We start from the raw sequence: 7,868 nt of genomic DNA on the forward strand, positions 1-7,868 counted from the left end.
TTTTTATTGTGAGCATAAGATACTAATTTTTTAAGAGAAAAACTACTCAGCACATCTATTTATAGGAACAACAATTTATGAGATTAAACAAACTATAAATACAACAATGTAATTCACCCACTTTTATAGAATTAAAGGACTAAGGCGACTTATACATATATATTCTCAACAAGAGGTAATTCCCGATGGTTAAACCAGATGAAGAATTGAATGAAGAATTCCCAGAAGAGGAATTAGATCCGCAAGAGAAACAGGATCGAGAGATTCAACGCGGTCAGTTAGGTGTAGATCAAGACCCTCAGGTGAAAAGAGATCAAATACGTCAAAAACATCAGGATGAAGAGGAAGAGAATCCATAATTTATTTTATAAATCTAGAATTGATTTTTTAGTCTAATGAGGAAAGTGAATTTATAAAATGATGGTGCGCTCAGCGGGACTCGAACCCACGCCACAGGCTTCGGAGACCTGTACTCTATCCAGTTGAGCTATGAGCGCGCGATGCACATCATAACAAAAAAATGCATAAGGTAAAGCAACTATCTATAACTTCGTTATTTTTATGCCTATCCTTTATACAGTGTGCCAAAACAGCAACAGAGAATTCCATGTGAATGACTTGGTTTATTCTGCAAGATCACTCACAATATCTCAACTTTTCACCATTTGAGATCTCTATGACTGATGCGCTGACATTAAGGGATTTGTCGAAGACCTATAGAAATGGTTTTCAGGCACTTAAAGGAATCAACTTAACTGTACCTGAAGGTGAATTCTATGCCCTGTTAGGACCTAATGGCGCGGGCAAGTCCACTACTATTGGTATTATCAGTTCATTAACAAGAAAAACCTCTGGAACCGTTGAAATTTTTGGTCACAATCTGGATACTCACCCTTCTGAAGCCAAACAATGTTTAGGCGTAGTACCCCAAGAATTTAACTTCGCCCAGTTTGAAAAAACCTTTGATATTCTGGTCACTCAAGCCGGTTATTACGGTATTCCTAAAAAAATTGCCCAAGCGCGTGCTGAAGAATATTTAAATAAACTGGGTCTTTGGGAAAAACGCTCTACTCAAGCTCGTATGCTTTCAGGTGGTATGAAACGTCGCCTGATGATCGCCCGTGCGATGATGCATGAACCAAAATTATTGATTCTGGATGAACCGACCGCCGGTGTAGATATCGAATTGCGTCGTTCCATGTGGGATTTTCTTAATGAAATGAACGGTAATGGTACTTCTATTATTTTAACGACTCATTATCTGGAAGAAGCAGAGATGTTATGTCGTCGGATTGCGATTATCGACCGTGGTGTGATCAAAGAAGATACCACTATGAAGAACTTCCTGAATCAGCTTAATGAAGAATCCTTTATCTTCGATCTGGCTGCGCCTATTGAGCCATTAAATATTGAAATTATTGGTGTGAAATTTAATTTAGTTGATCCAATGACCCTAGAAGTGACACTGGATAAAGCCCATTCCATGAATGATTTGTTCCAGTTACTGGAATCACAGAACATTCAGGTACGCAGTATGCGTAACAAGTCAAACCGCTTAGAAGAACTATTTGTGAAAATGGTCGAGAAAAATCTGGATGGAGCTGTACAATGAATATAAATCAGCTCGGCGTCGCCTTATATACCATCGTTCATAAAGAAGTTCGCCGTTTTATGCGGATCTGGCCACAAACTCTGCTGCCACCAGCAATTACCATGAGTCTATATTTCGTGATCTTCGGTAATCTGGTCGGTTCACGTATTGGGGAAATGGGCGGCTATAGTTATATGGAGTTTATTGTCCCTGGTCTGATTATGATGGCGGTGATTACTAATAGTTATGCCAACGTTTCTTCCAGCTTCTTTAGCTCAAAATTTCAGAAAAGCATTGAAGAGCTAATGATAAGCCCTGTACCTTTACATGCCATTTTATGGGGCTATGTATTGGGTGGTGTAATTCGTGGTCTGTTTGTTGCCATTATTGTCAGTGCCATGAGCCTGTTTTTTGCAGACCTTTATATTACTAACTGGTTTGTGACTATATATACAGTACTCATTACCTCGCTATTATTCTCTTTAGGCGGTTTTATTAATGCTTTCTATGCCAAATCTTTTGATGATATCTCGATCATCCCGACTTTTGTACTTACACCACTGACCTATTTAGGCGGTGTATTTTATGCGATTTCAGCCTTAAGTCCGTTCTGGCAAAATCTCTCTTTAGTTAACCCGATCGTGTATATGGTCAATGCGTTCCGTTTCGGCATTTTAGGTCATAGTGATGTCAATGTTTCCATTTCATTGGTCGTGATTACTTTCTGGTGTGCCGTGCTTTACGGTATTGCTTACTATTTATTGTCTCGTGGTTCAGGAATGCGTGAATAATGAGTGTAGAACATTCTCTCCTTGGTAAAGACACCAACTACCCAACAGAGTATCAACCCGATATTTTGTTTCCGATTTCCCGTGCGCCTGCCCGTGAAAAATATGCCCATGTTGAAGCTATTCAGCAAGGTAAAGACTGGTGGCATGTATTTGAAATTTCTTGGTTAAATGCTGCCGGCGTACCTCAAGTAGCAATTGGTCGAATTACCCTGCCAGCATTTTCCCCAAATCTCATCGAATCAAAATCTTTAAAGCTATATTTCAATAGTCTGAACTTTGCCAAGTTTGATTCGAAAGAGGCCTTTATTACAACTGTAGAAAAAGACCTCTCAAAAGCTGCCGGTGCTGAAATCACACTGGATCTTTTCCATGTCGATGAACTGGAAATTTCCAAGCCTGAAGGTATCTGTATTGATGACCTGATTCCGGAACGCCTGGAAAATCATCCGGATGCTTCTTTATTGTCTTTAGATCAGTACAGCGATGAAAATATCGAAGTGCAACTCTATTCACATTTATTAAGAAGTAACTGCCCAGTCACTGGACAACCGGACTGGGGTACAGTATTTATACGCTATCAGGGCAAAAAACCTTGTTATAAGAGTATTTTGGCTTATATTATTTCGTATCGTCAGCACAACGGTTTTCATGAACAATGTGTGGAACAGATGTTTGCCGATATCTGGCAAAATCTGAAACCGGAAAAGCTGATGGTATATGCGACCTATACACGCCGTGGTGGATTGGATATCAACCCTTGTCGTGTATCGGATTCCACATGGATGCCTCGCCCTATTCGTTTAGCGCGACAATAAAAAACATTGAGGTTTAAGAATGCCTTTTTTTGGTTTTATTCCTTCTGCAGAACTATTAAATACAATTCAGACTGCACAGAAAAATAAAAACTCGAGTGAACCACTTTATCCACTGCGTGATAAAACCGCATTAATGATTAATGATGAAATCATTGATGCGATTCTCACGGAACTGGTACGCCGTTTTCCTGCAAGCGAAAAACACGATACAGCAGAAAAACTGGCGGGCTATATCAAGTCCACTGTAGTAGTGTTACTGAAACAGTTGCTGGGTAAAGCACCAAATGAAGTCGTCAAGGAGTCAATTGCTTTTTCTGAACGCAGCCTATTTAAAGATCCGGAAGGAAATTTCCGTATTGGTGAGTCTCTAGATGCCAATCTGGTCACTAACCTAAAACACCACTATGCAGAATTAAAAGCTGGCCAAAGTGTCGATAAGCAGAGTCTCAGCAATCTGTATAAACAGTTTGGTGAAGCAACTGTACGTCATTTTATGGTCGACTTTAATAAAACCTTAGATTTAGGCATGATTAAACGCAAGGCTGCTGATATTGGTGCTTCAGCAGTAATCAAAGCGATTAATATTGCAGCAGATAAAATCATCCTGAATTTAAATAAGGATGAACTGCAGGCAATGGCAGAATATCACGACACTTTATTCTTTACTGAATAAAGCCGCATATTTATTCAAAAAATGCAGATTAAGCCTGACTTCGGTCAGGTTTTTTTGTGGCTTAAGAAATAGCTTGTTACAGTTATTGTGAACTAAAATACAAAATGCTGAAAAAACAACCAACCTTTTCCTGTTTTTAAGGGAGTTTATATGACTCCTATTCATCAGAATGTTATCTTTAATATTGCCTCTAATGCCAGAAAATTGAGAAAAGTGAATTGATCTTTTTCATGGCACGATTGAAATGACATAGCCACAAACCTACCAAAAAATTGGAAATCATACCAAGATGTTGAAATCGAATTTTTATAAAAAATTGAAGCAGCTTTCGATCCTTGTCAGTGCATTCGGACTCAGTAGTTTAAGCCTGGCCAACGATTTTCAATATCATCCCTCTTATGCCAGTTTCAAGCAAAACACTATGCAGACCTATGGTCTAAGTGCCCAGCAAGTAGACAGTGCAATGACGGGAGCAAAAAATCTTCCAAATATTATCAATATCATGAATCGTCCAGGTGAAAGTAAGCCTTGGTATGCCTATAAGACCAATTTTCTGTCTGAAGGTACGATTCAACGTGGTGTACGTTTCAAGCAGCAATATGCTGCAACACTAAATCGCGCTGAGCAGCAGTTTGGTGTACCACAATCGATCATTTTGGGTATTTTGGGGGTAGAGACCGGTTTTGGCAGCAACAAGGGTTCATTTGTGACCCGTGATGCACTGGCAACTCTTGGCTTTGGTTATGAACGTCGTGCGCAATACTTCCAGGATGAACTGGCGGCATTGATCGCATGGTCATATAAAGATGGTGTGTCAGCATCCTCGATCGTGGGTTCTTATGCAGGTGCTGTGGGCTATCCGCAGTTTATGCCAAGTAATATTCCAAAGTATGGGGTCGACTATGATGGCAATGGCCATATCGATCTGCGCAATTCTGCGGTAGATGCGATTGGTTCAATTGCAAACTATCTGGCTCAGAATGGCTGGCAACGAGATCAGCCAATTGCCTTTCCTGCCCGTTATAGCGGTTCGAATCCTGATTCTGTCATCGCCAAGGATCTCACACAGCCAACGCCTTATGGAGTAATCAAAACCCAAGGGATCAGTCCGATGAATCCGATTGTTCGTATTGATGATCTTGATATGGTCAATGTCATTCAATTACAAGAAAATTACGGACCGATTTACTATATTACTTTTCCGAATTTTCAAGTGATTACCACGTACAATCGTAGTCGTATGTATGCCACTGCATTGTGGCTTTTAGGTACAGAAATTACGAACCGATAACAGTAAAAATTACTACATATTATTAAAGTCAAGATTTTTATTAAACAAAATGCCTAAATTTTAGGCATTTTTTACACCTTGTTACAATATTGATTATTTTTTAATCAATCATTGTTTATTTTGCGTACTTTTTTTAACTATTTTAATTAAACACTAGACAGCCAGTTGCCAGCATGAATATTATCCAATTCGTTAAATGTAGTTGCATAAGTTAAATATCAGGCATGTTTATAGGATTATCAGCTACTTAGGCCCAATCTAATGAAACATGCTGTTAGGAGTTGATTCAATGCATTCTTCTTTTCTGAAGTATTTTATGGCCATCGCCGCGACCGTTACCCTAACGCAATCGCAAGCAGATATGGTTCAGTCATCATCATTCAATAATGATCATGATAATTCGCGTCTTGCAGCGCGTGTATTAAACAAAGAAGCTCAAAGCTTCAATTCAAATTTCACAAATTTGAACAGCCTTTCAATCACTGAGCGTTCTGGCGATAAAGTTCGTCGTCAAACCATTGCAGCAAAAATTGCAATTCCTGCAGAAGAGCCTTCAGTGATTGAGAAACTGAACAATGTTGCTTCAAACACAGTTCGTAAATTCAGTCAGACAGGTACAGCATCTTGGTATGGTCGTCAGTTCCATGGCCGTAAAACTGCCAGTGGTGAAACATTCGATATGAATGCAATGACTGCTGCACACCGCAGCTTGCCATTAAACTGCTTTATCCGCGTGACCAACAAAAACAATGGTAAGAGTGTGGTTGTGAAGGTGAATGACCGTGGTCCATTCCATGGTAACCGTGTACTAGATTTATCTTACGGTGCTGCTAAACAGCTTGGTATTACCAATGCTGGTACTGCACATGTCAATATTGAGCGTGTAGATGGGCCAAACTCATAAGATTTGACCGCTCTACATTTAACTCAAAGCCACAGTCATGTGGCTTTTTTATTTGGTGATGTAGAGTAGAAATTCGAACCGATTTTATCATAACTACTATCGACGTTATTTCATTCAGGTATAAACCTTCTCGGGCCTTTACCCACCCACTATCGATTTCATTTTGACCATCCCGCCAAACTGTTTTATATTTTGAAAACTGACAGTACGTTCATGGATGGGAGCAATAGAATGAAAACAATATCCGAATGGTTAGATGAATATAGTGAAAGTCATCAAAACAAAACCAACAAACTGATCCATTGGGTCTGCGTGCCTACCATCTATTTTTCCATTATTGGCATCATGGCACACTTTAGCGCTTTACTGACTGCCCTGCTCCTGGTTCTGGCTTTTGTGTTTTATGCACGTTTAGACATCGTACTGGCTGTTGCAATGGCAGCGCTAACCCTGATGATGGCCTGGTTCATCTGGGTTTTACCTGTAGGTGTCGGCTTCTTTATGGCCTTGTTTGTTTTTGCCTGGATTGGGCAATTTTATGGACACAAAGTCGAAGGTAAAAAACCTTCTTTCTTTAAAGACCTTCAATTCCTTCTCATTGGCCCGTTATGGTGCATGGATGCCTATTTAGGCAAAGTCCTACCTAAATGGAAATCTCGTCAATCTGAGGCAATACAGTGCGCTTAAAGCGTATGTAATATCATTACATTTATAAAACCAGGGAAAATTCCCTTATTGATAGGTTTTTCCTTGGTGTTTTAACCAACCGCTGATGTGCTTATTAGATGGGTCATGATGGGTCCAATGAATCACCCCACCTTTGTCGCTATATTCATACTCACCAAAAAACTCAACCTGATCCCCTTTTTGAATATTCTGGATGCGTGGCGCCAGATCAATATTGTGCGCAACTAATAGAGTTTGACCAGTGGATAATTCCAGAATAAATTTCTGATGACGGGAACCTTCATTATCATCTTTTAATAACACTACTACCTTACCACTCGCCTGAACCTGAAGATCACTTTGTCTGTGCTGGTAAGCTTGCTCTATACGCTGGGTATCATCAGAAAGCTTATGCGTACTTTTTTGAACATGAGTCTGCTCTTGAAGCGCAATTTCTGCTAAAGGTATAAAAGTATTGGTCTGTTGTTTAGATTTTGATAAATCCAGACCTAAATAAGCAGCCACCAAAAGTGCAATAACAGCCCCGATCCCCATATTGGTTTTATTTGCCATAATTCCTCCTTGATTATTCTTTATTTAGTCATAAAAAAAGCCCCATTCGGGGCTTTTTTCTAATCCGTTACCGAATTATTTTGCAGCAGCCTGAGCAGCAGCAACTTCTTCAGCGAAAGAAAGCTCAGCTTTCTTCTCGATACCTTCACCCACTTCGAAACGAACGAAGTTAGCAACAGTAGTACCAGTCGCTTTAAGAACTTCAGCAACTTTCTTGTCGTTGTCGATTACGTATTGTTGACGCTCAAGAACAACTTCGTTCAGGTATTTCTCAACAGAACCTACAACCATTTTCTCAACGATGTTTGCTGGTTTGCCAGATTCAAGTGCTTTTGCTTCAGCGATTTCTTTTTCTTTCGCGATAAGGTCAGCAGGAACTTGTTCAGCATTTACAGCAACCGGGTTGAATGCAGCAATGTGCATTGCCAAGCCTTTACCAGTTTCAGCATCACCTGAGTAAGATACAACAACACCGATACGAAGACCGTGTTTGTAAACAGCAAGGTTTTCACCTTCAACAATTTTCGCACGACGTACTTGGATGTTTTCACCGATTTTTTGAAC

The 7,868-nt window shown here is 39.8% G+C and carries 10 protein-coding genes and 1 tRNA gene; 8 read left to right on the plus strand and 3 right to left on the minus strand.

Features of this window, described 5'->3' with window-relative positions:
- Positions 1–185: 185 nt before the first annotated feature.
- Positions 186–359: a hypothetical protein gene (locus tag B4J23_RS08055; RefSeq protein ID WP_166138277.1), complete on the plus strand. Its 174-nt coding sequence runs from the start codon at positions 186–188 to the stop codon at positions 357–359.
- Between the two features lie 62 nt (positions 360–421).
- On the opposite strand, the gene B4J23_RS08060 is transcribed toward B4J23_RS08055, so the two are convergent.
- Positions 422–497, minus strand: a tRNA-Arg gene (locus B4J23_RS08060).
- Positions 498–676: 179 nt separating this feature from the next.
- Between B4J23_RS08060 and B4J23_RS08065 the strand changes: the two genes are divergently transcribed.
- The 7 genes from B4J23_RS08065 (at position 677) to B4J23_RS08095 (ending at position 6,752) form a co-directional block, all read left to right on the plus strand.
- Entirely contained in the window at positions 677–1,612 is a 936-nt protein-coding gene (locus tag B4J23_RS08065; RefSeq protein WP_291359849.1) for an ABC transporter ATP-binding protein, read from the plus strand.
- A complete protein-coding gene (locus B4J23_RS08070; protein ID WP_291359851.1) occupies positions 1,609–2,382 on the plus strand; it encodes an ABC transporter permease in 774 nt (257 codons plus the stop codon). The genes B4J23_RS08065 and B4J23_RS08070 overlap by 4 nt, the downstream gene beginning before the upstream one ends.
- Entirely contained in the window at positions 2,382–3,197 is an 816-nt protein-coding gene (gene queF / locus B4J23_RS08075; RefSeq protein ID WP_291359853.1) for an NADPH-dependent 7-cyano-7-deazaguanine reductase QueF, read from the plus strand. The genes B4J23_RS08070 and queF overlap by 1 nt, the downstream gene beginning before the upstream one ends.
- A gap of 19 nt (positions 3,198–3,216) precedes the next feature.
- A complete protein-coding gene (locus tag B4J23_RS08080) occupies positions 3,217–3,870 on the plus strand; it encodes a hypothetical protein (RefSeq protein WP_291359855.1) in 654 nt (217 codons plus the stop codon).
- Positions 3,871–4,159: 289 nt separating this feature from the next.
- The gene (mltB, locus tag B4J23_RS08085; RefSeq protein ID WP_291359857.1) at positions 4,160–5,161 is read left to right on the plus strand and encodes a lytic murein transglycosylase B; all 1,002 of its coding nucleotides are present in this window, start codon (positions 4,160–4,162) and stop codon (positions 5,159–5,161) included.
- A gap of 289 nt (positions 5,162–5,450) precedes the next feature.
- Entirely contained in the window at positions 5,451–6,065 is a 615-nt protein-coding gene (locus B4J23_RS08090; protein WP_004784482.1) for a septal ring lytic transglycosylase RlpA family protein, read from the plus strand.
- Between the two features lie 231 nt (positions 6,066–6,296).
- A complete protein-coding gene (locus B4J23_RS08095) occupies positions 6,297–6,752 on the plus strand; it encodes a DUF962 domain-containing protein (RefSeq protein WP_291359860.1) in 456 nt (151 codons plus the stop codon).
- 45 nt (positions 6,753–6,797) lie between these two features.
- Here the strand turns inward: B4J23_RS08095 and B4J23_RS08100 are convergent, their stop codons facing one another.
- A complete protein-coding gene (locus B4J23_RS08100; protein ID WP_291359862.1) occupies positions 6,798–7,304 on the minus strand; it encodes a DUF3465 domain-containing protein in 507 nt (168 codons plus the stop codon).
- A gap of 75 nt (positions 7,305–7,379) precedes the next feature.
- Positions 7,380–7,868, minus strand: a 489-nt coding sequence (gene tsf / locus B4J23_RS08105) for a translation elongation factor Ts (protein ID WP_291359864.1), incomplete at its 5' end; no start/stop codon positions are given.

The sequence above is a fragment of the Acinetobacter sp. UBA3025 genome, from assembly GCF_002367915.1.
Classification (GTDB): domain Bacteria; phylum Pseudomonadota; class Gammaproteobacteria; order Pseudomonadales; family Moraxellaceae; genus Acinetobacter.

Excerpts from the sequence above, each read along its gene's own strand:
- B4J23_RS08055 (WP_166138277.1), top strand. The coding sequence starts at position 186 with ATGGTTAAACCAGATGAAGAATTGAATGAAGAATTCCCAGAAGAGGAA.
- B4J23_RS08065 (WP_291359849.1), top strand. The coding sequence starts at position 677 with ATGACTGATGCGCTGACATTAAGGGATTTGTCGAAGACCTATAGAAAT.
- B4J23_RS08070 (WP_291359851.1), top strand. The coding sequence starts at position 1,609 with ATGAATATAAATCAGCTCGGCGTCGCCTTATATACCATCGTTCATAAA.
- queF (WP_291359853.1), top strand. The coding sequence starts at position 2,382 with ATGAGTGTAGAACATTCTCTCCTTGGTAAAGACACCAACTACCCAACA.
- B4J23_RS08080 (WP_291359855.1), top strand. The coding sequence starts at position 3,217 with ATGCCTTTTTTTGGTTTTATTCCTTCTGCAGAACTATTAAATACAATT.
- mltB (WP_291359857.1), top strand. The coding sequence starts at position 4,160 with ATGTTGAAATCGAATTTTTATAAAAAATTGAAGCAGCTTTCGATCCTT.
- B4J23_RS08090 (WP_004784482.1), top strand. The coding sequence starts at position 5,451 with ATGCATTCTTCTTTTCTGAAGTATTTTATGGCCATCGCCGCGACCGTT.
- B4J23_RS08095 (WP_291359860.1), top strand. The coding sequence starts at position 6,297 with ATGAAAACAATATCCGAATGGTTAGATGAATATAGTGAAAGTCATCAA.
- B4J23_RS08100 (WP_291359862.1), bottom strand. The coding sequence starts at position 7,304 with ATGGCAAATAAAACCAATATGGGGATCGGGGCTGTTATTGCACTTTTG.